Source organism: Plantibacter sp. MDV22-iso1, from assembly GCF_058408345.1.
In genome coordinates this window covers 461809-485715 of record NZ_JBZVDY010000002.1, presented here as the reverse complement: position 1 = coordinate 485715, position 23907 = coordinate 461809, and the positions used below count along the sequence as shown (strand labels likewise).

Below are 23907 nucleotides of genomic sequence, written 5' to 3'. Positions count from 1 at the left end.
ATCGTCGATGACCAGTTTACGGGGCCTCCAGCTGTCATCGCGGCAGGTCGGAGCCCGCGCGGTCGAGACCGGCCACCTCGTCGAGCACCAGCGCGAGGGCTGCCGGATCGTGGGCGAAGCGGCCGAGGAAGACCCCGTCGACCGCGTCGCCGATCGTGGTGAGCAGGCCGGGTCCGGCGCTCCCGCCGTAGATGACGGCCGAGGAGGTGTCGACCACACCCCTCGTGTCGAGGACGTCGAGGTGACCACGCAGCCGGAGGCACACCGCGCGGATGTGGGCTGGACTCGCGGCCTCAGAGGCGCCGATGGCCCAGTGCGGTTCGTAGGCGACGATGAGGCGGCCCACGATCCCGGCGGCGACCGCCCCCGCCAGGGCGTCGTCGAGCTGTGCGACGCATTCCTCAGCCGCCGTCTCGGCGTCTCCGCGCTCGGCCTCTCCGATGCACAGCACCGGCGCGAGCCCGTTGCGGAGCGCGGCGGTCGTCTTTGCGCGGACGACGTCGCGCGTCTCGCCGAACAGTCGGCGTCGCTCCGCGTGTCCGACCTCGACGACCTCGCAGCCGACCTCGCGGAGCTCCGCACCGCTCACCTCGCCGGTGAACGCCCCGGTGTCCTCGGTCGCGAGGTCCTGAGCCCCCACGGACGCGACGCCGTGGAGCCGCTCGACCGCGCCGGTCACCGAGAGGTATCCGGGGATGACGAACAGCTCAGCCGCGCCGGATCGGAGTGCGTGGTGCTCGGCCGACACCCCCGCGACGACCGAGCACCAGTCGAGCGTCTGCGCGTGCCCGAAGTACATCTTCAGGCTCACGCCGACGAGTCTGGGACGTCCTGACATCAGGACGCTTCGTACGCGCTGATCTCCTGCACCTTGTCGTTCGACGCGCTCGAGGCGTCGAACTCGTAGGTGAGCCACTCGCGCACGTTGCGGCGGGCGAGTTCGATGCCGACGACGCGCTGGCCCATGCAGAGCACCTGGGCGTCGTTCGACAGCACTCCGCGTTCGACGGAGAATCCGTCGTGTGCGGTGACGGCTCGGATGCCCTGGACCTTGTTCGCCGCGATCGCGACACCGAGGCCCGTGCCGCAGATGAGCAGCGCGCGGTCGGCCTCGCCGCGGGCGACGATCTCGGCCGCGGTCACCGCGACGGTCGGGTAGTTGGTGTGGCCGTCGGCGTCGACCCCGACGTCGACCACGGAGGCGACCAGATCGCTCGCCTCGAGGTCGCGCTTGAGGATCTCCTTGTAGTCGTAACCGGCGTCATCGGAGCCGATGACGATTCGCCAGGTGCGGGTCATGGTGTGCCTTTCGTTGTTGGAGCGGGGCCCGTCGACAGGCTCAGGGACCGGTGCAGGGGTAGCTTCAGGGAGCGGGTTGTGTGTCGGTGGATCGGGCGTCAGCGCTCGGCGAGGAGGGTGCCGACACGCTCGACGATGAGGGCGAGCGAGACGGCTCCGGGGTCCTCGACACCGACGGCCTTCGAGCCGTGCGAGCGGGCGCGGCCCATGCCGGGCATGAGACCGGCCGTGTCGTGGGCCGCGGTGGTGGCCGCTGCCGCCGCCGTGGTCCAGGCGGTGGAGAGGTCGTCGCCGGCGGCGACGCGCTCGGCCAGCGTGTCGGCGAACGGGACCAGCGCGTCGACGAGCGTCTTGTCGCCGACGGACGCCTTGCCGTAGCGCATGACGGCGTCCTTGGCGGCGGTCACGCCCTCGCTCACAGCGGTGGCGGTCGGGCGCTCGGCGTCGCCGAGGCGCTCGCCGAGGGTGCGGAGCATGACGCCCCACAGGGCACCCGAGGTGCCACCGGCGCGGTCGGACCAGGCGTCGCCCGCGCGGTCGAGGAGGGTCGCCACGCCGGCTCCGGTCTCGCGCAGGCGTCCGGCCTCCTCGGCGGCGGCGGTCGCCCCGCGGTCCATGCCGATGCCGTGGTCGCCGTCGCCGACGATGGCGTCGAGGCGTCCCAGCTCGTCCGCGTGCTCCGCGAGGAGTTCGTGGATCGCGGAGATCGCGTCGGCCACGACGGCCGCCGACTCCTGCGACTCGAGCGAGGCGTCCGGGACCTGGAAGGCGACGTCCTCGGTGTCGTCGGCGGCCACGGTCTCGAGCGCGCCGGTGTCGACGGCACCCGTGCGGAACGCGGGTGTGTCCGCAGCGGCACTCCACAGTCGCTCCAGCTCCTCGTCCACCCAGAGCAGGGTGAGCGAGACACCGGCCATGTCGAAGCTCGTGCAGAACTCACCGACCTGCGGGTCGACGAGGGTGATCCCGGCGTCCTCCAGCAGGGAGGCGATGCGGTCGTAGACGACGAACAGCTCTTCGGACTTCACGGAGCCGAGGCCGTTGAGGATCGGGACGACACGCGCTCCCTTCGGCGTGACGCCCTCCGGGATCTCGGCCTCGGCCAGGAGGTGGTGCACGAACAGCTCCGCCAGTCCGTCCGCGGAGGGGATGTCGGTCTCGTCGATGCCGGGCTCGCCGTGGATGCCGAGCCCGACGGCCATGCGTCCCTCCGGCACGGAGAACAGCGGTTCGTCGGCACCGGGCAGCGTGCACCCGGAGAACGCGACACCCATCGAACGGGTCCGGGCGTTGGCCAGGACCGCCACGCGCTCGACGTCGTCGATGGAGTACCCACCAGCGGCAGCGCCGCCCGCGACCTTGAAGACGGTGAGGTCGCCCGCGATCCCGCGGCGCTTCTCGAGTTCGGTGGGCGGTGCGCTGAAGATGTCGTCGGTCACGGTGACGGTGCGGCAGTCGATGCCGTCGGCACGCACGGCGTCCTGGGCGGCGGTGAAGTGCAGGACGTCGCCGGCGTAGTTGCCGTAGCTGAGGAGGACGCCCCGTCCCTGCTCGCTCGCGCGGACGACGCTCTCCACCTGGTGCGCGGACGGCGAGGCGAAGAGGTTGCCCATGGCCGCGCCGTGGGCGAGTCCTGGGCCGACGAGGCCGGCGAAGGCGGGGTAGTGGCCGGATCCGCCACCGATCACGAGGGCGACCTCCGGTTCCGCGGACTTCGTGGAGCGCGACACCCCGCCGGAGACCTTGCGTACCCAGCGTCCGTTGGCGCGGACGAAGCCGTCCACCATCTCATCCGCGAAGTCGGCCGGTCGGTTCCAGAGCCTGGTCATCTGCATCTCCTCGTCATCGAGTCCGTCGATCCGGCGCAAGCCGGCGCATCGCGACAATCCTATAGGATATTGGAACCGACCGGAACCCTGAGCTGCGCAGAACTCAGGAGACCGCCGGCGGGTCGGCACCGTCGGGCAGCAGCCGGAGACGACGCGCCGGGGAGCACCTGAGTTGTGAGCGTGTGACTCGAGGGGCACACGTCGACGGCGTCCCGACGGCTGAACCTGCCGAGGCTCGAGTGGGGGAGACTCGGCCCCGGCAGGTTCGGCGATCGGGACGCCGGCGATCAGGGACGCGTGGCGGTCGACTCCGTCTGCGCGGATTCGACGCGTTCCGCTCGGCGTGCCGCGAGGAGCGAGGGCGTGATCGCGAAGGTGATGCTCGATGAGCGGCGCGGAGCGGTCGCCCGCAGGAAGCCGAGCCGCTCGGCCAGGGCGATGGACCTGGTGTTCTCCGGCTCGATGACCGCCGTCACGGTCTTCGCCCCGACCTCGCGGAACGCCAGGTCGATCATGGCGGCCGAGGCCTCGCTCGCGAGACCGCGTCCGCCGACGGCGGGGTCGAGGACCCATCCGATCTCGACCGAGCGCTCGGCGGGCTGGACGTCGCGGAGGTGCAGGGAGACGTCGCCGACGAGCCGTCCGTCGTGCTCGACGGCCAGGGCGAGGAAGTCGCCCGACTGCCAGAGGCGGCTGTGCCGGACGCGGTGGCGCAGGTGCTCGCGGGACGCCTCCCGGTCGCGGACGGGCCACGGCAGGTGCTCGACGACCTCGGGCGTGGACTGGATGCGGTACCAGGCCTCGGCGTCCTCCAACCGGTGGCGACGCAGGACGAGGCGGTCGGTGCTGATCGGGTGCGCGTCGACCGGAGCCTCGATCCGCGGCCCGCGGAGGAAGCGAGGACGTGAGACGCCTGCCGGGAACAGGGGACGCAGAGCCCGGACCGCGGCGGCGAGGCCGCTCCGGATCCGGTCCGCGGGCTCGGCCGTCGCTCCGGCCGTCCGGCGACGGCGGGGGGCGAACGACGTGCCCAGGGGCTCTGCTCGGGTCATGCCCTCCACGGTAGGCACCGCACCCATGGGCTCGGCCTGAAAAGATATGAGGCCTCTATGAATCGCCCGTCGCTCCCGCGCCTCGCAGCTCGACGACGGATAATCGACCCATGCCCTCCGACCTGCCAACGCAGATCGTCGACTCGGGGCGCCGCCGGGCGGTCCTCGCCAAGCTACCGCGGATGTACCGGGCCGACGGTTCACCCATCCGCGTCCTCCTCGTCGACGACGAAGCGGTCCTGACCGACCTCGTGAGCCTGGCCCTCGGCTATGAGGGGTGGGTCGTGGACGTCGCCACCAACGGTCGCGAGGCTGTCCAGCGCTACCGCACGGAACGTCCGGACGTCGTCGTCCTCGACATCATGCTGCCCGACATGGACGGGCTGAGCGTCCTCCGCCAGCTCCGCAGCTTCTCGCAGGGGGAGCCGGAATCGGGCACCCCGACCCTGTTCCTCACCGCACGCGACTCGGTGGACGACCGCATCATGGGACTCACCGCGGGCGGCGACGACTACATGACGAAGCCGTTCTCGCTCGAGGAGCTCGTGGCCCGCCTCCGTGGTCTCCTCCGCCGCACCGCGCACGTCGTGTCCGACGACGACTCCCGCATCACGATCGGCGGGCTCTTCCTCGACGAGCGCAGCTACGAGGTCAGCCGCGACGGCGAGCCGGTGGCGCTCACGACGACGGAGTTCGAGCTGCTCCGCTACTTCATGCGCAACCCGAAGCGCGTGCTGAGTCGCGCCCAGATCCTCGACCGCGTGTGGAACTACGACTTCGCCGGCAAGGCCAGCATCGTCGACCTCTACGTCTCCTATCTCCGCAAGAAGATCGACGCCGACCGGGCGCCGATGATCCACACCGTCCGCGGTGTCGGATACGTGCTGCGGCCGGTCGAATGAGCACCGCTTCGGTTCCGACTGCGGGCGTGCCGACGCCTCGGGTGGACCGGCGGCACCCGTGGACGCTCCAGCGACGGCTGGTGACGGGCATCGCCGCGGTCATCGCCGCGGTCCTCGCGGTGTCGGGCATCCTCACGATCGTCACGGTCGAAGCGTCGGTCACCGCCGTCGTCGACACCCAGCTCACGGGATCGATGGAGGCCTTCGAACACTCCGTGGTGAAGTTCCACGATCAGCAGGCCGGTGGGGGAGCCGTGGTCGACCCCGATGCCACCCGCGGCGAGCCCGGTTACGTAAAGCCGTTCGTGGACTACGTCGGCCATGGTCCCGGCACGCTCATCGCGCTCGTCGCTGACGGTGCGATCGTCGACTCCGCGCGCTTCACCCAGTCCAACGCTACGGCGCTCGACGTGCGGACGAAGGCGCTCATCGAGGAGGCCGTCGCGGCCGACGGCTCCGAGCGACAGAACATCGAGTTGGGATCGCTCGGCGGGTACCGGCTCGAGTTCCTCGACCACGGCGACGGCGAGACCCTCGTGGCCGGCGTCTCGCTCGCCACCCCGCGAGCGGCCGTGCAGCAGGAGGCGATCGTCATCGCGATCCTCGCCGTGCTCGCGCTCGCGGTCACCATCATCGGGGCGATCATCGTGGTACGCCTCGGGCTCCGACCATTGTCCCGCGTGGCCGCCGCCGCCGAGGAGGTGTCCACGCTGCAACTCGAGCGCGGTGACACCGGGATCGACGTGCGGGTCGATCAGGCCGACACCGACCCTCGGACGGAGATCGGCAAGGTCGGCGAGGCGCTCAACGGCCTCATCGACCACGTCGACCGCGCACTCGCCGTCCGAGCCGCGACCGACAAGCGCATGCGTCGGTTCGTCACCGACGCGAGCCACGAACTCCGGACGCCGCTCGCCGCGATCCAGGGCTACGCCGAGCTCACCCGTCAGGACAGTGAGAGTCTCCCGCCCATGACGGAGCACGCGCTCGCCCGCATCGAGTCGGAGGCGACCCGGATGAGTTCGCTCGTCAGCGAGTTGCTCCTGTTGGCGCGTCTCGACGAGGGCCAGGATCTGCACCTCGACGACGTCGACCTGAGCGACCTCGTCGCCGCCGCCGTGAGCGACGCGGCGGTCTCGGCGCCGGCGCACCACTGGTCGGTCGACGTGCCGGAGCGCGCGATCGTCGTGCGCGGCGACCGCGAGCGCCTGCATCAGCTCGTCGTGAACCTGCTGTCGAACGCCGCCGTGCACACCCCGGCCGGCACCTCCGTGGTCACCCGCATCAGCGCACCGAAGAGTCCCGACGAGCCGCAGCGCGCCTCGCTGACGATCGCCGACGACGGACCCGGCATCGACGAGGCCTTCCTCCCCGAACTCTTCGACCGGTTCGCCCGGGCCGACTCGTCGCGCTCGCGTGCGGCCGGCAGCACGGGCCTCGGGCTGGCGATCGCCCTGTCGATCGCCGAGGGCCACGAGGGCTCGATCGAGGTCGCCTCGTCCTCCGCCGGCACGACGTTCACGGTGACGCTGCCGTGGTCGGGTCCGTCCGAGGAGCACCCCGCGGTCCGCCCGGCGGCCGACGCCACCGGCTCGCTGCCGGAGACGGTCACCTCGACGCGAGGCTGATCGCACGACCGCGGTCGTCGAGTTCCATCCGGTCACCGAGCCGCTCACGGTCACGGTCACCGAGCTTGTCGAGGCGCCCTTCGACAGGCTCAGGGACTGGAAGGGGAGGGGTGGCTCAGGGAACGGACCGGATGCTTTCGGGGGCCGATCGGCGGAGCGCGATGAGCTGTTCCGCCGAGTGCGCGAGGTGCGCGCGGAGCTCCTCCTCGCCGTGGTCGCCGCTGAGGGCGTCGACGAGTCGGTCGTGCTGGGCGATGAGTTCCTCCGGCGGGAGGACGCTCCGGAGCTGCACCATGAACAGGCCGAGCTCGGCGAGCAGGCCAGCGTGCGCCTCGCTCAGTCGAGGGCTCCGGGCCGCGGCGACGATCGCGTGGTGCAGCTCGGCGTGCGCGACCTCGATGGCGCGGTGATCGCCGGGCCGGTCGATGCAGATGCGTCGGAGGTTGTCGTTCGCCGCGATGATCGAGGCCGGTGGGCGCGACGACGGCTCAGCACGTGTTCGCAGCAGCCGGACCGCCTCGGCCTCGATCGCCGTCCGGTACTCCATGAGGGCGAGCACATCGGCGTCGCTGAACGACCGCACCCGTGCGCCGCGGTAGGCCTCGAACGTGACGAGGCGCTCCGCCGCGAGCGCCTGCAGTGCCGCCCGGACGGTGTGCCGGTTGACGCCGAACCGGACGGTGAGGGCGGTCTCCCGCAACGGCTCGTCCGCGCCGAGTCGTCCGTCGAGGATGTCCTCCCGCAGTGCATCTGCGACGGCGTCGACCGCGGTCATCGGGCGACCTCGCGACGATCGGTGCGCGTGGGCACGACGAGGATCGCGAGTCCGGTCACGAGCAGCGCTGCACCGACGATGGTCGAGGGCCCGAAGGACTCTCCGAGGAGCAGGATGCCGAGGAGCGTCGCCGTCAACGGCTCGAAGAGCGTGAGCGTCGCGACCCGTGACGCGGGCAACCCGCCGAGCGCGTAGCCGAACAGCAGGTACCCCGCCACCGTGTTCACCAGCGCGAGCCACACGACCGCGAGTGCGCCGGGTGCCGTGAGGATCCAGGCGGTCTCGGTGGCGAGGAGGATCGGCACCGAGACGAGCGCCGCTCCGCCGAAGAGCGCCGCCATGGTGCCGAGCGGTGTCCACCCGTGTTCGATGAGTGCCTTGCTGCAGAGCGTGTACAGGGCGTACGAGGCTCCGGCGCCGACGGACGCGAGCAGCCCGTCCACCGAGACGGTCCCGATCCCGCCGCCCGTCACTCCGGACAGGACGGCGACACCGGTCGCGGCGACGATCGTGGCCAGGAACCAGCGACCGCTCGGGCGCCGGCGATGGATCGCCCATTCGAGGAGGCCGGTGATGGCGGGTGCGGAGCCGAGCGCCGTGAGGGTCCCGATCGCGACACCGTTGCGTTCCACTCCGAGGAAGAAGAACGGCTGGTACGCGGTGACGCCGACCGTACCGACGATGACGGCGATGATCAGGACGGGCCTCCCGAGTTCCACGGCGCCGGGGCGAGGCGGCCTCGTGGACCCGGAGCGATGGGCGAACGCCGCCCACACGAGGACGAGCAACGCTCCGCCGAAGACGATGCGTGCGGCGCCGAAGGCGACCGAACCCACCTCGATCGGCAGGAGCGCGTGAGCCGTCCCCGTCGTCCCGAAGCACACGGCGGCGAGGATCGCGGCGGCGACGGGCAGGCGCCCCGCGGCGGTGCTGCTGCCGGTCGTCGGGGTCGCCATCGGCGAACGGGTCATGGGGACAGCTTGCCGCAAGATTGTGTAACAATCAACGGCTGCATGGGATGTCCGGTACACACGCCACGACGCCCACCCGCTCGAGGAGCGGACGGGCGTCGGGAGGGAGACCGGGTCAGCCGGCGTAACCGCCGCTGATCACCGACACCCCGAGCAGGAGGGCTGCGCCGGCGGCGACGATCAGGGCGAGCGCCAGCATGGTGCCGGAGATGATGACGGCGGTGAGGGCGAAGCCCTTCGACTTCGGCTTGCGGGCGAGCGCGATGATGCCGAGCACGAGCGAGGCGATCGGCAGGAGCACGAACGACGGCGCGACGACCGCGGCGATCGACAGGGCGAACGCGATGATCGACAGTGTCTGGGTCGAGCTCTCGCGGTCGACGGCCGTCGGGGCGGGTACGGGTGCGAGGGGCACGGGCGTCGTCGGCTGGGTCGGCGCGACCTCCTGCACGGGCGTGGCCTGGGTGAGGGGCTCGGGGCCGAACGCTTCGGTCGGGGCGTCTGCCAGGGTCACGTCCTCGGCGGGCGAGATCGTGGTGGACTCGGTTGTGGCTGAGGCGGACATGAACTGGTTCCTTCCTCCGCGGTGTGCGGAGCTGTCTCCGCGGTGTGCGGAGCTGATCGGTTGATGGTTCCAGCCTGCTCGGACCGCCTCCGTTCCGAATCGCCCGCGCGCCTGATCCCCCGTCCTCCTACGGAGGTATCCTGCGCGGCCCGTCCGTGGGCCGCTGGTGCCACACACGGCGACTACCACGGCTCGAGCCGACCCCCCGTAAACGGGACAGAGGGGTTTCGCAGGCGACGGGTGTCCGTTTATCCTGGCGCCCATGACCCGCCGCATCGGAGCCGCTGTGCTCGCCCTGCTCGGAGCCTCCGCGCTCGCCCTCACCGCAGCCGTCCCGGCGGCCTCCGCCGCGACCACGTCGAGCTGGGCGACGTGGCCCACGTTCTCCGGTGCATCGGGGTCGTACCAGGGCACCATGACCCTGGCCGGTCAGCCCGCCCTCACCGCGGCGTTGACGAGCGACTCGGTCGGTGGCGGTGGCGTCGGCGTCATCTCCGGCGCCTCGACCTGGCTGGCGGCCTCGACCCCCGTCGGTGCCAAGTACGGCAGCAGCCGGGATCAGCCCTACCTCAACCTCCGCCCGAAGGCGAACAACGCGGCGTCGCCCTCGACCACGACCTACTCCTTCGCGACGCCGACGCCGCCGTCCGGCTGGACCTTCGTCCTCGGCGACATCGACGCCGACCAGATCACCGTGACGGCGATCGGTCCCGACGGCGCGGCGCTCACCCCTGACGAGCTCGGGTTCAACGGCGGCTTCAACTACTGCGCTCCCGGCCTGGTCGGCAAGCCGTCCTGCACCGGATCCGCAACGGACGTCCCCACCTGGGACCCGACGACGCAGATACTCCGCGGCAACGACGCCGCTGCGGACACCGCCGGCGCGGCAGGGTGGTTCGAACCCTCCGCCCCGATCTCCAGCCTCACCTTCTCGTTCCGGCAGCGGTCGGGCGCGCCCGTCTACCAGGCGTGGTTCGCGTCGATCGCGCGTGACGTGACCGGCACGGTGACCGACCAGACCGCGGGCCCGCTGGACGCCGTCGGCGTCCGGCTCATCGACCGCGACGGCCGGGTGGTGGCGTCGACCACGACCGCGGGTGGCGGCACGTACACCTTCGCCGGCTACTTCGCGACCGACGGCTACACGGTGCAGCTCGTCCCGCCGACCGGCAAGATCGCCGTCGGTCCTGCACGTGCCGCAGTTGACCTCACGGACACGGACGCCGTCGCGGACTTCACCGTCCGCGACATCGTGCCCGTCGCCGTGTCGGGGACCGCGCTCGACACGGACGGCGTCCCGATCGTCGGTGCCACCGTCACCATCGACGGTGTCGGCAGCGTCACCACCGACACCGACGGGAACTACCTCTTCGACACCGTGCCGGTCGGCGACCACTCGGTGGTCATCACGGCACCGTCCGGGTACGCGGTCCAGACCGCACCGGCGTCGTTCACCGTGCCGGTCGGCAGCGAGACGCCCATCACCGAGCAGGACTTCGTGCTCGTCGCGAACCCCAGCCTCGGCGGCGTGGTCCGCTCCGGCGGGGTCGGTGTGGCCGGCGTCACCGTGAGCGTCGACGGTCCGAACGGTGTCGAGCGTGCCGTCACGGCCGCCGACGGTTCCTACCGTTTCCCGCTCCTGCCCGCGGGGTCCTACGAGGTCTCGGTCGTCGCCCCCGAGGGGTACGTCGTCTCCGGAACCGCAACCCGGGCGGAGGAGCTCGCCGGCGCCGATCTGGACGCGGTCGACTTCGAGCTCGCTCGGCTCGGCACCGTCATCGGCGACGTCCGGACGGACACCGACGCCCCCGTGCCCGCCGCGACGGTCACGGTGACGACGCCGGGCGGCCCGGTCGCCCTGACGACGACGGCCGAGGGGTCCTACGGGCTCGCCGACCTGGCGCCGGGCAGCTACGAGGTCACGCTGACCGTCCCGGTCGGGTACTCCGTGCCCGCGGGGGGCGCCACGACCGCCACCGTCGTCGTCGGCACCGACGGCGCTGTCCAGACGGTGCCCACCTTCGTGCTCGTCGCCGACGCCGTGCTCGGCAGCCTCGCCGGAACGGTCGAGACGGACGCGGGTGCTCCGATCGCGGACGTGACCGTGACCGTCGAGACCCCGGCCGGCCCGGTCGACGTCACAACGGACGCCGACGGCGCCTACGACCTCGACGGACTCGCGCCCGGTTCCTACGAGGTGTCCGTGGCGGTCCCGGCGGGCTACACCGCCGAGGGGGCCACCACGGCGACCGCGGTCGTCGCCGCAGACGGTTCCGTGGTGTCTGTGCCGGCCTTCGTCCTCGTTCCCGACGCCGTCGTGCCCGTGCCGTCGGCGAATCCGAGCGACCCCGCCGTTCCGGGCAACTCGGGTCGCCTGCCCTCGACCGGTGCGGACGCGATGCCGTGGATCGTCGCTGCCGGAGCGCTCTTCGTCCTCGGCGCCGCCGGTGTCGTCACCGCGGCCGTCCTGCGTCGTCGACGCTCGAATCGGGACGAGCTGTCCGGCGAATGACCGTTTGAACGACCCCTCGGGGATGGGAGGGCTCGGCTCGTCCGTAGACTTGGGCGAGCCGCGCCCCACCCAGGAGTGCGGGTCGCACTGCTGAACGGGGATCCGTGGACATCATCGGGTGGGTGAACGACGCCGCGACGGCGCTGCCCGATCCGCTGATCTGGCTCCTCGGGCTCCTGTTCACGACCGCCGAGTCCGGCCTCTGGCTCGGCCTCGTCGTCCCCGGTGAACCGGTGGTGCTCCTCCTCGCGGCCATGCTCGACTCCACCCCCGGTGCCCTCGTGCTGTTCCTCGTGGTCGCCCTCGGCGGGTCGCTCGGGGATCAGATCGGCTACCTCGTCGGTCGTCGTTCCGGTGGCCGCCTCCGTGACTCGGCCGTCATCCGGCGCCTCGGTGTCGACGGCTGGGACCGCGCGGTCGAGGCGCTCGAGCGACGCGGGGCCCAGGCCGTCTTCCTCACCCGGCTCGTGCCCGTGCTCCGATGCCTGACACCGACCGCCGCGGGGGTCGCCCGCGTGCCCTACCGGTCGTTCCTCGCGGCATCACTGCTGGGCTCCCTCCTCTGGTCCGCCGTCTACGTCGGCGTCGGCTCCCTCGTCCGTGCCACGCTCGACACGGTCCGCCAGTACCTCGGTGCCACCGGCTGGGTGCTGCTGTTCGCGCTCGTCGTCGTGGTGACGATCGTCGCGATCGCCCGATTCCGCCGCGGTGCCGCGATCCCCGGTGACGAGGCGATGATCCCGGTGACGCTGCACGAGAAGACGCCGCTCGCGCGCCTCCGGACGCAGCTGTTCTCCGACGACGACTGGAAGAACCTGCCGAACGCGATCACGGCGGGACGTATCGTCCTCCTGCCGGTCTTCGCCGCCCTCGTGATCACCGGCTCCTACTGGGCCGCGCTCGTCGTCGGTGCGGTCGTGTTCCTGAGCGACGTCGCCGACGGACAGATCGCGCGCCGCATGGGCACGGTCTCCGCGCTCGGCACCTGGCTCGACGGGGTCGCCGACCGCCTGACCGTGGTCGTGGTCGCCGCGTCGTTCGCCATCGCGCAGATCATCCCATGGCAGGTGTTCGTGGTCATGATCGTCCCCGACCTCCTGCTCGCGTTCGTCGCCGTCGTCGCGTTCCGCGGGACGCCGGAGGTGCCGGTGAGCATCGCCGGCAAGATCCGGACGGTGTTCCTCTTCGTCGGCTTCTTCGCGCTGCTCACGGGCCTCGCGCTCGGCGGCGGGGATCCGGCGTCGGCGCTCCACCGGGTCTTCGGCGGGGTCGGCTTCGTGGCGATCCTGCTCGGACTCCTCGGCCACTTCGTCGCGGCGACCCAGTATGCGCGACGCATGGTCGTCACCTGGCAGCGACAGGGCGTCCGCGCGGCCCGCTGAGCGCCGCGCCGACCATCGTCGGAGGCCCCCAACGGATGGCACACGGCCACAGCGCAGGCGGCGTCGTTTAGGCTCGGAGCATGCCAGTCGACTATCCGGACCTCGTCATCTTCGACTGCGACGGCACGCTCGTCGACACGGAACGCATCTCCGTCCGGGTGAACCTGCAGCTCCTCAACGAGGTCGGCGGCGACTACACCGAGGCGGAGGTGCGGGAGCTCTTCGTCGGCGCCTCACTCGAGACGTACGCGACGCTGGTCGAGCAGCGCCTCGGGAAGCCGCTCGAGGCCGACTGGATCCAGCGCTGGAGCGACATGTTCCGCGGCATCTGCGAACGTGAGCTCGAGGCCGTCGACGGGGTCGTCGACGCCCTCGACGGTATCGCTGCGACCGGGGTGCCGCTGTGCGTCGCCTCGAACGGGATGCTGCACGACGTCGTCCGCAACCTCGGGCAGGTGGGCATCCACGACCGCTTCGACGGGCGCATCTTCAGCGCGACCGACGTCGCCGTCGGCAAGCCCGCACCCGACCTGTTCCTGCACGCCGCCGCCGACTTCGACACGGCCCCCGAACGGTGCGCGGTCGTCGAGGACAGCGTCGTCGGCGTCCTGGCTGCCCGTGCGGCCGGCATGACGGTCTACGCCTACGCCGGTGGCATGACGCCCGCCGAGCGGCTCATCGGCGACGGCACCCACGTCTTCGACGACATGCGCCTGCTGCCCGACCTCATCCGCGACACCTGGGCGACCTCCGCGGCACGCTAGCCGTGCCGCGCTAGCTGCGACTGCGGAGCTCCGGGAAGCCGTCCTCGTCGTCGGGGATCGGCTGCGCCGCGACCGCCGGTGCCGACGTCGCATCGGACGGTTCGAGATCCTGGGCTGAGGCGTCCTGCTGCTCGGCGCGACGTCGGGTGCGTTCGCCACCGCGCTTGACCGCGCGGTCGAACAACTGCGGGCCGGTCGTCGCCAGGCGCCTCCAGGGGAGGGTGCCCTCGATCTCGATCTGCAGGGAGAAGCTCAGCAGGGTGCGGATGACGACGATGATCGCGAGGACGAGCGCGTCGGTCAGCGACGGCGTCGACGTGACCGTCTTCACGAGGTCTGCGGCCACGAGGATCTCCAGCCCGAGCAGGATGACCGAGCCGATCGTCTCCCGCAGCATCCGGAAGGCCCGAGCGCCGTCGCGCGTGCTCCACCACAGACGGGCCGAGAGGGTGACGGCGATCACGAAGCCCACGACCATCGCCCCGACACCGGCGACCTCGAAGACGATGGTGACCAGCTCGAAGAAGTCCATCCCTCCATCATCCTCGCCCGCCCGCTGGACGGGAAGCCGGGCCGACCCGCTAGGGTGGTCGCGAGTGACACGGGGTGCCGATCCCACGACGATCGGCTGAGAACACACCCGTCGAACCTGATCTCGTTAGTCCGAGCGAAGGGATGTCGCGAATGAGCGTTCGCACACCGCAGCAGTCCGCCCACCCGTCCACCGACGACTCGTCCGGCGGCGAGTTCGCGAGCGCGTCCGGGGACCTCCTCGAGCGCCTGCGCGAGCGCACGCCGCTCGTCCAATCGATCACGAACGCTGTGGTGACGAACTTCACCGCGAACGTGCTGCTCGCCATCGGCGCCGCCCCGGCGATGACCGACATCCCCACCGAGGCCGGGCCGTTCGCCCGCATCGCCTCCGGGGTGCTCCTCAATCTCGGGACGCCGCAGGCGGAGCAGCGCGAGGCGATGGTCGAGGCCGCCTCCGCCGCGGACGACGCCGGCACACCGTGGGTGCTCGACCCCGTGGCCGTCGGCTTCCTACCGGTGCGCACGGCGCTCGCCGCCGACCTCCTCGACCTCCGGCCGACGATCGTCCGCGGCAACGCCAGCGAGATCATCGCCCTCGCCGGACTGGGCGCCGGCGGTCGCGGGGTCGACAGCACCGATTCGGTCGACAGCGCGATCGAGGCGGCCACCGCGATCGCCCGCACCTCGGGCGCCGTCGTCGCGATCTCCGGCCCGACGGACGTCATCACCGACGGTGAGCGCATCGTCCGCTGCTCGAACGGGCACGCCTGGCTCACCCTCGTGACGGGCGGTGGCTGTGCCCTCGGTGCCGTACTCGCCGCCTTCGCCTCACTCGATGACGACCGGTTGCTGACGACGGTCGCGGCGACCACCGCATACACGGTCGCCGCGCAGCTTGCGGCTGCGGAGAGCCGCGGCCCCGGCTCCTTCGCTCCCGCGTTCCTCGACCACCTCCACGTCCTCGAGGCCGACACCGTCCGCAGCCTGGCGGTGATCGCGTGAGCGCCTCGACCACCGCGGACCGGGTCCTCGCGGCCCGTTCGCACGCCGAGCTCGTGCGCCGCGGCATCGCCACCTACCTCGTCACGGACGCCTCGGCCAGCGGGGATCGCGGTGTCCTCGACGTCGTGCGCCGAGCCGTCGACGGCGGGGTGACCGCGGTCCAGCTGCGGGAGAAGACCGCGTCGGCGCGAGCGCTGTTCGACCTGACCGTGCGTGCGGCGGAGGTCGTCGCCGGTCGGGCGCTGCTCCTCGTCGACGACCGGGTGGACGTCTTCCTCGCGGCCCGTTCCGCCGGTGCCGTCGTCCACGGCGTCCATGTGGGTCAGAGCGATCTCCCGGTCGACGCCGTGCGTCGCATCGTGGGACAGACCGCCGTCGTGGGACTGACGGCGAACACTCCGGCGCACCTCGACGCGGTCGCAGCGCTGTCACCGGGGACGGTCGACTACCTGGGCGTCGGCGTCATCCGCCCGACGACGACGAAGCCGGACCACCCGGCGCCGCTTGGCGTGGAGGGGTTCGCCGCGATCGCCACCGCGACCCCGCTCCCGTGCGTCGCCATCGGTGGGGTGTCACTGGACGACACGGTCGAGCTCCACGCCGCCGGTGCCGCTGGTCTCGCCGTCGTCTCCGCCATCTGCGCCGCCGACGATCCGGCCGATGCCGCACGGGCGTTCCGCGCGGCGTGGACCGAGGTCTCGGCATGAGCGCCGTGGAACCGTCGACGACGGCGGTGTCCGTGACCTCGAACCGGGTGCACGGCAGACGTCTTGTCGTGGTCCGCGAGACACCCCGGGTGCTGAGCATCGCCGGGACCGACCCGACCGGTGGTGCCGGGATCCAGGCCGACCTCAAGAGCATCGCCGCGAACGGCGGATACGGCATGGCGGTCGTCACCGCGCTCGTCGCGCAGAACACCCGGGGCGTCCGGTCCGTGCACACTCCGCCCGTCGGGTTCCTCCGCGAGCAGTTGGACGCGGTCGCGGACGACGTGGTGATCGACGCGGTCAAGATCGGGATGCTGGGCGATGTCGCGATCATCGACACCGTGTCGACCTGGCTGCAGGAGACCGAGACCGGACCCGTCGTCCTCGACCCGGTGATGGTGGCGACGAGCGGCGACCGTCTCCTCCACCGCGACGCCGAAGCGGCCATGCGCGCGCTCCTGCCGCACGTCGACCTCGTGACCCCGAACCTGCCGGAGCTCGCCGTCCTCGCGGACGAACCGGTGGCGACGAGCTGGGCCGACGCACTCGCGCAGGCGGAGCGGGTCTCGGCGCGGGCGGGCGTGATCGTGCTCGTGAAGGGCGGGCACCTGACGGGGACGACCGCGTGCCCGGATGCGCTCGTCGACGCCACCGGTGGTCTGGGTGACGACCGATCACTCGTCGAGTTCGACGGTGCGCGGGTCGACACGGTGAACACCCACGGAACCGGGTGCTCCCTGTCGAGCGCGATGGCCACCCTCGTCGCCCGGTCGGGGTCCTGGACCGAGGCGCTCGGCGAGGCGAAGGCGTGGCTCACGACGAGCCTCCGGCACGCGGACGCGCTCGAGGTCGGCTCGGGCAACGGCCCGATCAGCCACTTCGCCGAGCTGTGGGCAGCGGGCGGGACGACCTCACGGCGGCAGGGCGGTGCCGACATCGTCGCGGACTGGTGGGAGGAGATCACCGAGGTGCGGACGCGGATCGATCACCTGCCGTTCGTGACGACGCTCGCCGACGGCACCCTCGATCCGGCCCGGTTCGCCTGGTACCTGCAGCAGGACGCGATCTACCTGCGGGCGTATTCCCGGGTCCTCGCACGAGCGAGTGCCTTGGCACCGACGGCCGAGGAGCAGGTGTTCTGGGCGACCGGCGCCGCGGGCTCGATCGAGGCCGAGATGGAGCTGCACCGCACCTGGCTCAGCGCGTATGCCGTCAGCGGTATGGAGGTGGAACCGTCGGCGACGACCACGGCGTACCTCGACCACCTGCACGCGGCGACGGTCGACGGCGACTACGGGCGGGTGGTCGCCGCCGTGTTGCCCTGCTATTGGATCTACCAGGATCTCGGTGAACGGCTCGTCGGCGCATCACACGCGGAGCACCCGTTCGCCGCGTGGCTCGACACCTACGCCCACCCCGCCTTCGCGACAGCGAACACCCGGGCGATCGAGATCGTCGCCGGGGCGGCAGCCCGCGCGGACGAGACCGGCCGCGACACGATGCGACGGGCGTTCCTCGCCTCGGCCGCCCACGAGGAGGCCTTCTTCGCCGAGCCGATACGATGAAGGCCGGATCCGCCGCCGCGGTCCCGGACCACGACGAGAGGCCCCTGATGCTGACGAGCAACGAGTACTTCGACGGCAACGTGAAGTCGATCGGCTTCACCACGAACGAGCCCGGTGCGGAGTCGGCCAGCGTCGGAGTGATGGAGCCGGGGGAGTACACCTTCACCACCGGCAAGGCCGAGGAGATGTCCGTGATCTCCGGCAAGCTCCGCGTGCTGCTGCCGAACACGAGTGCGTGGCAGGACTTCGGGCCCGACGCGCAGTTCAGCGTCCCGGGGAGCAGCAGCTTCCAGGTCGAGGTCGAGGTCACCACGGCGTACCTCTGCCGTTACCTCAACATCTGAACGCCCTTCGACAGGCTCAGGGACCGGTTGGGGGTGCGCCCTCCGAACGGCTCAGCGGCAGGTTCGGTTCGTCCGAGTGCCCGGCTCAGGATCGGTCGACGACCTCGAGCGTGAGGACGACGGTCGAATCGTCCGAGCTGTTCGTCAGTGTCACCGTCGTGCTCCCGACCTCGAGCGGCTGCAGACCGGGGTTGAAGGACGCGCCGCCGCGGGAGCCGCCCGGCACGTACTCCGCGATCGACGGATCCTCGATCTCCGCGGACCACACGGTCGGATCGACGGCGACGAGGTCCACCACGTTGTCGAGGCCGACGGTGACGGTGCGGCCGTCCTGATCGACGAGCTGCACGATGACGGGTGCGATCACGCCGGCCTCGCTCGCGGAGCTCTGACCGGAGGGTGAGTCCGCGCCACCGGTGCAGGCACTCGTGCCGAGCACCGCTCCGACGATCGCGATCACGGTCAGCCCACGGGTGGCACGGCGCATGGCGGTCCTCTTTCGACGTGACCTCACCCTACCGCCGGGCGACGGAGGACCTCAGGACCGCAGGGCCAGCGCGTCGGCGGCGGCGCTGAGTCGACCGTCCTCCATGACGAGCACCTGGTCCATGCGGTCGAGGTGACTCCGATCGTGGGTGACCAGCAGCGTCGCGGCGCCCGAGGTCGCGGTGAGTTCGAGGATGAGCTCGATGATCGCGGATCCCCGCTCGTGGTCGAGCGCACTGGTCGGCTCATCCACGACGAGGGCGTCGGGCTCGTTCATGAGGGCGCGCGCGATGTTGACCCGCTGCCGCTGACCACCCGAGAGCTGATGCGGCCGCTTGCCTGCCTGGTCGCCGAGCCCGACGGCGGCGAGCAGCATCGCGGCCCGCTCGCGGGTGCGCGTCCGGTCGGTCCGCGACGTGCGGCCGCCGAGCGTCCCGAGGACGCACAACTGCTCGAGGGCCGTGAGCGACGGCAGCAGGTTGGCCTGCTGGAACACGATGCCGAGCCTCGTGCGGCGGAAGTCGGTGGCCGCACGGCGGTCGAGGGAGGTGACGTCGACCCCCGCCACCTCCACCAGGCCGCTGTCGGGCCGGATGAGGCCGGCTGCGACGGCGAGCACACTCGACTTCCCGGAGCCCGACGGCCCGGTGAGCGCGGTGACGGTCCCGGCCGGGACGGTGAGGGTCGCGTGGTCGACGGCGGTGACGCGGTGGTCGCCGTCGGGGAAGGTGAGGGTGACGTCGGTGAGCGAGATCATGGGGAGACTCCGATGGTGACGAGGGTGGGTGCGAGGAAGGAGACAGGGAGGTCGGGCGCGTTCACCGGTTGCCGCCGAGCGCGGTCAGCGGGTCGGCCGAGAGGATGGACCGCAGGGCGAACGCCGCTCCGATCAGACCGAGGACGATCATGATCACCCCGGGCACGAGCGTCGTCAATGGGCTGAGCACGAAGGGCAGTGCCGTGCCCGCCGCGGAACCGAGTGCGGCGGTGATGCCGATGCCGAACCCGACACCGATGACGAGGAGGACGAGCGCCTGGCCGAGCGCATCGAGCGACAGCCGACGGGTCGTCGCGCCCAGCGCTTTGAGGATCGCCACGTCACCCGCGCGCTGCATGGTCCACACCGTGAAGAAGGCTCCGATGACGAGCGCGGAGATCCCGAACAGCATGGCGACCATGAGGAGGAGCGATCCGATCTCGGAGCGGAACGAGCCGATCGCGAGCAAGGACGACAGGACGTCCTTCGACACCGTGCCGGTGGCCTGCTCCACGCCCGTCACCGCTTCAGCGCTCGGGTTCCCGGTGATGGCGAGCGCGGTCGCTCCGTCGCCGGGGGACCCTTGCGCAGCCTGCAGCGACCGCCACTCGGCCAGGCTCGTCCAGACGACCGGCGTGTGGCTGTACCACTGGTCGTCGACGACCGAACCGACCTCGAGTTCGCTGCCACCGATCGAGACGGTGTCGCCTCGGGAGACGTGGAGGGCCTCCGCGGCGGTCCGACTCAGGCGGGCGGTCCCGTCGGCGGGCACGTCGACGGTGCGACCCGCGACGGCGTCACCACTGATCCCGAACAGCGCCACGGAGGTGCGCGCATCGTCCGTGGTCATCCGCGTCTGGCTGATGCCGAGCTCCTGGACACCGTCCACCCCGGGGACCGCAGCCCACGTCATGGCCGCGTCCGCGTCGATCGCGGAGTCCGCGAACGTCGCCTGCTCGCCGTCGGACGGGGCCGTAAGGACGATGCTCGACGCACCCAGCCCGGTGATCGCCGAGATGTTCTGGTTCGCCAGTCCCGCGGTGAGGCCGCTGAGGAATCCGACGAGCAGGGTGATGAGGGCGACGACCGCCCCGATCAGCACGAAGCGACCGGTGGCGAAGCGCATGTCGCGCCAGGCGACGAACATGGGGACTCCTTGTCAGCCGCCCGACGGCGTCTCCGTGGTGCGGCGTGGTTCCAGCCTCGTCGCGTCGCCGAGCCAGGGCATCGTCGGACGGGACGGTCCTCCGGCGCTGTCGGGTGGAGGCGACGTTCCACCTTTCTGATGATTCGCGAAGACGATCCTCGCCGTACGCTGGGCGGATGAAGCACTCGGCACTCAGCCCCGTGTTCACCGGCCTGCAGCTCGGCCTCCACGGCCTCGTCACCGCACTCATCGTGCTCGTGATCGCGCGATCCGTCTCGGTCGGTGGCCAGGCGGCGCTCACGGCGATCGTCCTCGCCGTCGTCATGCTGCTCACCTACGCCGCGGGCGCGATCCTCGGCGGTCGTGTCCGCCGTGCGGTGGCCGCCAGCGGCACCACCGATCGCGACGCTGCTCCTGTCGGTGTGCGTCGAGGTCGGGTGTCCGTCCTCGCCTGGCTGGTGCTGCTCAGCGTCGAGTGGGTGGTCCTCGTCCTCCTCAGCCCGGATGCCGCCTACCTCGTCTTCCCGTTGTTCTTCCTCTATCTGCACCTCCTGCCCAGGGCCGTCGCGGTGCCCGCCGTGGTGATCGCCACCGTCGCCGCGGTCGTCGCGATCGGCCTGCACGCCGGCTTCAGCGTCGGGGGAGTCGTCGGCCCGCTCGTCGGTGCGGCCGTGGCCGTCGCGATCGGACTCGGTTACGAGGCGCTGGCCCGGGAGGCGGCGGAGCGGGAACGACTCATCGCCGAGCTCGTCGCGGCACGCGAGGAACTCGCCGAGCGGGGGCGGCAGGCGGGCAAGCTGGCGGAGCGTGAGCGCCTCGCCGCAGACCTCCACGACACGGTCGCCCAGGCCCTGTCGAGCATCCAACTGCTCCTGCACGCGGCCGAACGCTCCGCCGCCGAGCGGCCGGGCACGGAGCAGCTGCGTTCGCACATCGGGCTGGCCCGGGACGCCGCGGCGACGGCCCTCGCCGAGACGCGCAGCCTCATCGACGAGCTGAGCCCGCCGGCTTTGGTGGGTGCGACGATCGCGGACGCGCTCGGTCGCCTCGCCGAGACGACGACCGCCCAGAGCGGCACGCCGGTCTCCACGACGGTCACCGGCGATGCGTTCGTCCTCGGCACGCCGGTGACGACCGCGCTCCTCCGGGCTGCGCAGAGCAGTCTCGCGAACGTCGTCCGGCATGCCGGAGCGAGCCGGGCGGACGTCACCCTCACCTACCTCGACGAGGAGGTCATCCTCGACATCGACGACGACGGGGTGGGGTTCGATCCGGCAAGGGTCGCCGAGCGCACTGCGGGCGGTCCGTTCGGCATGATGTCCATGCGCCGTCGCATCACCGAACTGGGTGGCGAGGTCGAGGTGCGCAGTGCGCCGGGCGCCGGCACGACCATCACCGTGCGGTTCGCGGCACCAGGAGCGGAAGGGGACGCCCATGCGTGACGATGCGACCGATGCCGGCGAGCCGCCGGTCATCCGGGTCGTGGTGGCGGACGACCACCCGATCGTCCGAGCCGGACTCATCGCGGTGCTCGCGCCGATCGCCGACATCGAGGTGGTCGGGACCGCATCGACCGCAGCCGAGGCTGTGGCCGCCGCACCCGGCGCCGACCTCGTCCTCATGGACCTGAGCTTCGGCGACGGTCCGACGGGGATCGATGCGACGAGGGAGATCGCGTCGCTGCCGGACGGCCCGTCGGTCCTCGTGCTGACGAACTACGACTCCGACGCCGACATCCTCGGCGCGATCGAAGCCGGAGCCGCGGGGTACCTGTTGAAGGACGCCGCCCCGGAGGACCTCATCGACGGCATCCGCTCGGCGGCCGGCGGGAACTCGGTGCTCGGGCCGGCGGTGGCGACCCGGCTGGTCGCTCGGGTGAGCGCACCGCAACAGGCGCTGAGCGCGCGGGAGATCGAGGTGCTCGCGCGGGCGGCCGAGGGGCTCACCAACCTCGAGATCGCCGGGCGACTGCATGTCGGGGAGACGACGGTGAAGTCGCATCTCGCGCACATCTACACGAAGCTCGACGTGTCGAACCGCTCGGCGGCGATCGCCGCGGCCCAGCGTGCCGGTCTCTTCCGCTCCCGCTGACCCCCACCCCGGTCCCTGAGCCCCACCCCGGTCACTGAGCTTGTCGAAGTGTCGCAGGACGACGGCCCGGAGCTACGCCCCCTTGACCTGCTCGTACGCCGCGAGCGCAGCCTGCCTCGTCTCGCCGAGGTCGACGATCGGCTCGGGGTAGTCGGGCGTCCCGAACTCGGGCACCCACCGCTTGATGTACGCGTCGTCGGCGTCGAAGCGTTCGCGCTGTCGCTCGGGGTTGAAGATCCGGAAGTAGGGCGAGGCGTCGAAGCCGCTGCCGGCCACCCACTGCCAGTTGAAGGGGTTGGACGCCGGGTCGGCGTCGACGAGCGTGTCCCAGAACCAGTCCTCGCCGAGCTTCCAGTGGATGAGCAGGTTCTTGGTGAGGAACGACGCCGTGACCATCCGGATCCGGTTGTGCATGGTGCCCGTCGCCCACAACTCCCGCATGCCGGCGTCGACGAGCGGGATCCCGGTCTTCCCGGCGGTCCAGGCGTCGAAGGCGTCGTGGTCGACGTCCGGCCAGGGGAACCGGTCGAAGGCCTGACGCCAGTTGCGCGTCGCGAGGTCGGGGAAGGCGAAGAGGCAGTGGTAGGCGAACTCGCGCCAGCCGAGCTCCTTGAGGAAGGTGGCGCCGTCGTCGCCGAGGTGTCTGCGTCCGTCGCGGGCGGCGTACCAGATCTGCGGCGAGCTGATCTCGCCGAAGCGGAGGTGCGGGGAGAGCCCGGAGGTCGACGGCTGGGCCGGGTAGTCGCGATCCTCGGTGTAGCCGGAGACGCCACCGCCGAGGAAGTCGGCGAGCCGCGCGTCGGCGCCTGCCTCGCCCGGCGTCCACTGCTCGCGCAGTCCCGCAGTCCAGTCGGGCTTCGTCGGGAGCAGGTCCCAGGACTCGAGCTCGTCGCCGGCGGGCGGCTCCGACATCGACGTCAACGTGGTGGGTGCGGGGAGCGGGTGCCTCGGCGGGTTCGCCGCGTGTCGCTGGAGCGACGCCTTCCAGAACGGGGTGAAGACGGAGTACGGCTGGCCCTGGCCGGTGACGATCTCCCACGGCTCGGCGAGGAGGTTCGCGGCGAAGCTGCGCGCGTCGAGGCCGGCATCCTTCAGCTCCGACTTGATCCCGGCGTCGATCTCCCGCTCGGCCGCGCCGTAGCGACGGTTCCACAGGACGGCGCCGGCGCCGATCGAGTGGGCGAGTTCAGGCACGATGGTCACCGCACTTCCGGATCGGAGGAGCAGCGTGCCGCCGAGCCCACGGATGTCGTCTCCGAGGGCTTCGAGGCTGTGGTGGAGCCACCACCGGGACGCGCCGCCGAGCGGTCGCAGCTCCTCGCTGTCGTCGAGGACGAACAGGCAGAGGATCGGGGAACCGAGCTCGACCGCCGCGTGCAGTGCGGGATTGTCCGCCAGGCGGAGGTCGTCACGGAACCATACGATCGTCGGTGCGGCAGCCATGCCGTCAGCCTACGCGGACGATCCGTCCGAGCCGTGGGGTTGACCGGACCCGCCCATTCCGGTCATCGGCCGCCTGGTCGCGGCGCCCTCCTCCGGTCGCTGTGCCCTCTCCGGTCACTGAGCTTGTCGAAGTGCCCACGGGCTGACGCCGC

General features: G+C 71.5%; 23 protein-coding genes and 1 riboswitch. Of the genes, 11 read left to right on the top strand and 12 right to left on the bottom strand.

Annotated features, from left to right (window positions below; translation table 11 throughout):
* Positions 1-34 precede the first annotated feature (34 nt).
* From AC4PMY_RS12935 to AC4PMY_RS12920, 4 genes are all read right to left on the bottom strand, one after another.
* Positions 35-811, bottom strand: coding sequence for a triose-phosphate isomerase family protein (locus AC4PMY_RS12935; RefSeq protein WP_491622905.1), 777 nt, complete (start codon positions 809-811; stop codon positions 35-37).
* 26 nt (positions 812-837) lie between these two features.
* A complete protein-coding gene (locus tag AC4PMY_RS12930) occupies positions 838-1299 on the bottom strand; it encodes a ribose-5-phosphate isomerase (protein WP_071258616.1) in 462 nt (153 codons plus the stop codon).
* Between the two features lie 98 nt (positions 1300-1397).
* A complete protein-coding gene (locus tag AC4PMY_RS12925) occupies positions 1398-3128 on the bottom strand; it encodes a dihydroxyacetone kinase family protein (RefSeq protein ID WP_491622904.1) in 1731 nt (576 codons plus the stop codon).
* Between the two features lie 287 nt (positions 3129-3415).
* Positions 3416-4180: a GNAT family N-acetyltransferase gene (locus AC4PMY_RS12920; RefSeq protein ID WP_071258618.1), complete on the bottom strand. Its 765-nt coding sequence runs from the start codon at positions 4178-4180 to the stop codon at positions 3416-3418.
* A 110-nt stretch (positions 4181-4290) separates the two neighbouring features.
* On the opposite strand from AC4PMY_RS12920, the gene AC4PMY_RS12915 reads away from it, so the two are divergent.
* Together AC4PMY_RS12915 and AC4PMY_RS12910 are read left to right on the top strand one after the other, a co-directional pair.
* Entirely contained in the window at positions 4291-5082 is a 792-nt protein-coding gene (locus AC4PMY_RS12915) for a response regulator transcription factor (RefSeq protein WP_064295688.1), read from the top strand.
* An 80-nt stretch (positions 5083-5162) separates the two neighbouring features.
* Positions 5163-6710: a sensor histidine kinase gene (locus tag AC4PMY_RS12910; protein ID WP_491622903.1), complete on the top strand. Its 1548-nt coding sequence runs from the start codon at positions 5163-5165 to the stop codon at positions 6708-6710.
* 115 nt (positions 6711-6825) lie between these two features.
* Here AC4PMY_RS12910 and AC4PMY_RS12905 read toward each other — a convergent pair whose 3' ends face one another.
* The 3 genes from AC4PMY_RS12905 to AC4PMY_RS12895 all read right to left on the bottom strand — a co-directional run bounded on the left by AC4PMY_RS12905 (position 6826) and on the right by AC4PMY_RS12895 (position 9021).
* Positions 6826-7485, bottom strand: a complete 660-nt coding sequence (locus AC4PMY_RS12905; RefSeq protein WP_491622902.1) for a GntR family transcriptional regulator — start codon at positions 7483-7485, stop codon at positions 6826-6828.
* On the bottom strand, positions 7482-8456 hold the full coding sequence (locus tag AC4PMY_RS12900) for a DMT family transporter (protein ID WP_491622901.1): 975 nt from the start codon (positions 8454-8456) through the stop codon (positions 7482-7484). Before AC4PMY_RS12900 ends, AC4PMY_RS12905 begins: the two co-directional genes overlap by 4 nt.
* A 115-nt stretch (positions 8457-8571) precedes the next feature.
* Positions 8572-9021, bottom strand: coding sequence for a hypothetical protein (locus AC4PMY_RS12895; RefSeq protein ID WP_071258622.1), 450 nt, complete (start codon positions 9019-9021; stop codon positions 8572-8574).
* Between the two features lie 262 nt (positions 9022-9283).
* On the opposite strand from AC4PMY_RS12895, the gene AC4PMY_RS12890 reads away from it, so the two are divergent.
* The 3 genes from AC4PMY_RS12890 (at position 9284) to AC4PMY_RS12880 (ending at position 13679) form a co-directional block, all read left to right on the top strand.
* On the top strand, positions 9284-11533 hold the full coding sequence (locus AC4PMY_RS12890) for a carboxypeptidase regulatory-like domain-containing protein (RefSeq protein WP_491622900.1): 2250 nt from the start codon (positions 9284-9286) through the stop codon (positions 11531-11533).
* A 104-nt stretch (positions 11534-11637) separates the two neighbouring features.
* Positions 11638-12915: a CDP-alcohol phosphatidyltransferase family protein gene (locus AC4PMY_RS12885; protein ID WP_491622899.1), complete on the top strand. Its 1278-nt coding sequence runs from the start codon at positions 11638-11640 to the stop codon at positions 12913-12915.
* A gap of 80 nt (positions 12916-12995) precedes the next feature.
* Complete coding sequence (locus AC4PMY_RS12880) at positions 12996-13679, top strand: HAD family hydrolase (protein ID WP_085513959.1); 684 nt, start codon at positions 12996-12998, stop codon at positions 13677-13679.
* Positions 13680-13689: 10 nt separating this feature from the next.
* Here AC4PMY_RS12880 and AC4PMY_RS12875 read toward each other — a convergent pair whose 3' ends face one another.
* On the bottom strand, positions 13690-14211 hold the full coding sequence (locus tag AC4PMY_RS12875; protein WP_064296143.1) for a DUF1622 domain-containing protein: 522 nt from the start codon (positions 14209-14211) through the stop codon (positions 13690-13692).
* 60 nt (positions 14212-14271) lie between these two features.
* A riboswitch (TPP riboswitch) is annotated at positions 14272-14372 on the top strand.
* Between AC4PMY_RS12875 and thiM the strand changes: the two genes are divergently transcribed.
* From thiM to ppnP, 4 genes are all read left to right on the top strand, one after another.
* Positions 14364-15215: a hydroxyethylthiazole kinase gene (thiM, locus tag AC4PMY_RS12870; RefSeq protein WP_491622898.1), complete on the top strand. Its 852-nt coding sequence runs from the start codon at positions 14364-14366 to the stop codon at positions 15213-15215. Its footprint overlaps the riboswitch before it by 9 nt.
* The gene (thiE, locus tag AC4PMY_RS12865) at positions 15212-15922 is read left to right on the top strand and encodes a thiamine phosphate synthase (protein WP_491622897.1); all 711 of its coding nucleotides are present in this window, start codon (positions 15212-15214) and stop codon (positions 15920-15922) included. Before thiM ends, thiE begins: the two co-directional genes overlap by 4 nt.
* Positions 15919-17487: a bifunctional hydroxymethylpyrimidine kinase/phosphomethylpyrimidine kinase gene (locus tag AC4PMY_RS12860; protein ID WP_491622896.1), complete on the top strand. Its 1569-nt coding sequence runs from the start codon at positions 15919-15921 to the stop codon at positions 17485-17487. Before thiE ends, AC4PMY_RS12860 begins: the two co-directional genes overlap by 4 nt.
* A gap of 47 nt (positions 17488-17534) precedes the next feature.
* Positions 17535-17831: a pyrimidine/purine nucleoside phosphorylase gene (gene ppnP / locus AC4PMY_RS12855; protein ID WP_064296149.1), complete on the top strand. Its 297-nt coding sequence runs from the start codon at positions 17535-17537 to the stop codon at positions 17829-17831.
* A gap of 85 nt (positions 17832-17916) precedes the next feature.
* On the opposite strand, the gene AC4PMY_RS12850 is transcribed toward ppnP, so the two are convergent.
* From AC4PMY_RS12850 to AC4PMY_RS12840, 3 genes are all read right to left on the bottom strand, one after another.
* Positions 17917-18318: a hypothetical protein gene (locus tag AC4PMY_RS12850; RefSeq protein ID WP_064296142.1), complete on the bottom strand. Its 402-nt coding sequence runs from the start codon at positions 18316-18318 to the stop codon at positions 17917-17919.
* A gap of 51 nt (positions 18319-18369) precedes the next feature.
* Positions 18370-19074: an ABC transporter ATP-binding protein gene (locus AC4PMY_RS12845; protein ID WP_491622895.1), complete on the bottom strand. Its 705-nt coding sequence runs from the start codon at positions 19072-19074 to the stop codon at positions 18370-18372.
* A gap of 61 nt (positions 19075-19135) precedes the next feature.
* Positions 19136-20221, bottom strand: coding sequence for an ABC transporter permease (locus AC4PMY_RS12840; RefSeq protein ID WP_491622894.1), 1086 nt, complete (start codon positions 20219-20221; stop codon positions 19136-19138).
* Between the two features lie 176 nt (positions 20222-20397).
* Between AC4PMY_RS12840 and AC4PMY_RS12835 the strand changes: the two genes are divergently transcribed.
* Positions 20398-21663, top strand: a complete 1266-nt coding sequence (locus AC4PMY_RS12835; RefSeq protein ID WP_071258635.1) for a sensor histidine kinase — start codon at positions 20398-20400, stop codon at positions 21661-21663.
* Positions 21656-22312, top strand: coding sequence for a response regulator (locus AC4PMY_RS12830; protein ID WP_064296138.1), 657 nt, complete (start codon positions 21656-21658; stop codon positions 22310-22312). Before AC4PMY_RS12835 ends, AC4PMY_RS12830 begins: the two co-directional genes overlap by 8 nt.
* A gap of 72 nt (positions 22313-22384) precedes the next feature.
* Here AC4PMY_RS12830 and AC4PMY_RS12825 read toward each other — a convergent pair whose 3' ends face one another.
* The gene (locus tag AC4PMY_RS12825; protein ID WP_071258637.1) at positions 22385-23755 is read right to left on the bottom strand and encodes a cryptochrome/photolyase family protein; all 1371 of its coding nucleotides are present in this window, start codon (positions 23753-23755) and stop codon (positions 22385-22387) included.
* Between the last annotated feature and the right edge of the window lie 152 nt (positions 23756-23907).

Bases quoted from the DNA above. Each gene is read 5' to 3' on its own strand.
- AC4PMY_RS12930 (WP_071258616.1), bottom strand. From the start codon at position 1,299: ATGACCCGCACCTGGCGAATCGTCATCGGCTCCGATGACGCCGGTTAC.
- AC4PMY_RS12925 (WP_491622904.1), bottom strand. From the start codon at position 3,128: ATGACCAGGCTCTGGAACCGACCGGCCGACTTCGCGGATGAGATGGTG.
- AC4PMY_RS12920 (WP_071258618.1), bottom strand. From the start codon at position 4,180: ATGACCCGAGCAGAGCCCCTGGGCACGTCGTTCGCCCCCCGCCGTCGC.
- AC4PMY_RS12915 (WP_064295688.1), top strand. From the start codon at position 4,291: ATGCCCTCCGACCTGCCAACGCAGATCGTCGACTCGGGGCGCCGCCGG.
- AC4PMY_RS12905 (WP_491622902.1), bottom strand. From the start codon at position 7,485: ATGACCGCGGTCGACGCCGTCGCAGATGCACTGCGGGAGGACATCCTC.
- AC4PMY_RS12900 (WP_491622901.1), bottom strand. From the start codon at position 8,456: ATGACCCGTTCGCCGATGGCGACCCCGACGACCGGCAGCAGCACCGCC.
- AC4PMY_RS12895 (WP_071258622.1), bottom strand. From the start codon at position 9,021: ATGTCCGCCTCAGCCACAACCGAGTCCACCACGATCTCGCCCGCCGAG.
- AC4PMY_RS12890 (WP_491622900.1), top strand. From the start codon at position 9,284: ATGACCCGCCGCATCGGAGCCGCTGTGCTCGCCCTGCTCGGAGCCTCC.
- AC4PMY_RS12880 (WP_085513959.1), top strand. From the start codon at position 12,996: ATGCCAGTCGACTATCCGGACCTCGTCATCTTCGACTGCGACGGCACG.
- AC4PMY_RS12875 (WP_064296143.1), bottom strand. From the start codon at position 14,211: ATGGACTTCTTCGAGCTGGTCACCATCGTCTTCGAGGTCGCCGGTGTC.
- thiM (WP_491622898.1), top strand. From the start codon at position 14,364: ATGAGCGTTCGCACACCGCAGCAGTCCGCCCACCCGTCCACCGACGAC.
- AC4PMY_RS12860 (WP_491622896.1), top strand. From the start codon at position 15,919: ATGAGCGCCGTGGAACCGTCGACGACGGCGGTGTCCGTGACCTCGAAC.
- ppnP (WP_064296149.1), top strand. From the start codon at position 17,535: ATGCTGACGAGCAACGAGTACTTCGACGGCAACGTGAAGTCGATCGGC.
- AC4PMY_RS12850 (WP_064296142.1), bottom strand. From the start codon at position 18,318: ATGCGCCGTGCCACCCGTGGGCTGACCGTGATCGCGATCGTCGGAGCG.
- AC4PMY_RS12845 (WP_491622895.1), bottom strand. From the start codon at position 19,074: ATGATCTCGCTCACCGACGTCACCCTCACCTTCCCCGACGGCGACCAC.
- AC4PMY_RS12840 (WP_491622894.1), bottom strand. From the start codon at position 20,221: ATGTTCGTCGCCTGGCGCGACATGCGCTTCGCCACCGGTCGCTTCGTG.
- AC4PMY_RS12835 (WP_071258635.1), top strand. From the start codon at position 20,398: ATGAAGCACTCGGCACTCAGCCCCGTGTTCACCGGCCTGCAGCTCGGC.
- AC4PMY_RS12830 (WP_064296138.1), top strand. From the start codon at position 21,656: ATGCGTGACGATGCGACCGATGCCGGCGAGCCGCCGGTCATCCGGGTC.
- AC4PMY_RS12825 (WP_071258637.1), bottom strand. From the start codon at position 23,755: ATGGCTGCCGCACCGACGATCGTATGGTTCCGTGACGACCTCCGCCTG.